Raw genomic sequence first — 1,026 nt, 5'->3', positions numbered from 1 at the left:
AAGACTCACTCGAAGAGCGCTTCCACCGCCGAGACCAGCACGCGTTCACCGAAATCTTCGAACGCTACTCCGGCCCCATGTTCGCCACCGCACTGAGCATGCTCGGCCACCGGGAACTGGCCGCCGACGCCGTCCAGGAAGCCTTCATCAAAATCTGGCAGGCCGCCGACACCTACGACACCACCCGCGACCTCCAACCCTGGCTGTTCACCATCACCCGCCGCACCGCCATCGACATCTACCGCAAAACCCGCACCACCCCCCTCACCCTCGACGCCCTCGGCGACACCGGCCTGACCACACCCCCACCCTCCCTCGAACGCACCTGGCTCATCTGGCAGGTCAACAAAGCCCTCCACAAACTCCACCACCTCGAACGCGAAATCCTCCACCTCGCCTACTACCAACAAATGACCCAAACAGAAATCAGCCACACCCTCAACATCCCCATCGGCACCGTCAAAAGCCGCACCTTCCGCGCCCAACGCCACCTCGCCGAACTCCTCCACCCCCACCTCGACCACCCCTGACCCCACCCCCAACCACCCCCAAACCAAAGCCCCAACCACCAACCACCCCCAACCAACATCAAAACCACGACAAGGCCAGATCACGGCCCCAACCGGGCCGTGGCCACCACCTGCCCCGACGACCCCGGCCCCGCCCCCCGCCTCTGCACCGTGATCGTCATCACCGGATAATCCTCAACCCCCACCCCCGACCACAACACCACCGGCTCCGCACCACCACGCCCATGAAACGTCCCGACCGCCACCGCCTCAGAACCCCCCCGCACCCACCCCTGGTAATACCGATCCGGCCCCACCGGCGGCAGACCACGCACCCGCACCACCAACTCCACCCCCGAACCGGTCTCCCGCACCCGCACCCGACCCGACACCCCCGGCGCCAACGACGTCCCCACCACCGCCACCACCCGATCAGGCACCCCCGAACGATCCGCCACCGACACCCCCACCACAAAACCCACCACCACCGCCACCACCGCGACCACCCCCACCAACG

The 1,026-nt window shown here is 66.7% G+C and carries 2 protein-coding genes; one reads left to right on the top strand and one right to left on the bottom strand.

Annotation, left to right across the window (positions count from 1 at the left end):
- Positions 1–530, top strand: a 530-nt coding sequence (locus ACTOQ1_RS42835) for an RNA polymerase sigma factor (RefSeq protein WP_440074346.1), incomplete at its 5' end; no start/stop codon positions are given.
- Positions 531–610: 80 nt separating this feature from the next.
- Here ACTOQ1_RS42835 and ACTOQ1_RS42830 read toward each other — a convergent pair.
- A partial coding sequence (locus ACTOQ1_RS42830) for an anti-sigma factor (protein WP_440074343.1) occupies positions 611–1,026 on the bottom strand: 416 nt, incomplete at its 5' end.

This window comes from Streptosporangium sp. OZ121, assembly GCF_051918885.1.
GTDB lineage: Bacteria > Actinomycetota > Actinomycetes > Streptosporangiales > Streptosporangiaceae > Streptosporangium.
This window is presented reverse-complemented; position numbering and strand designations above follow the sequence as displayed.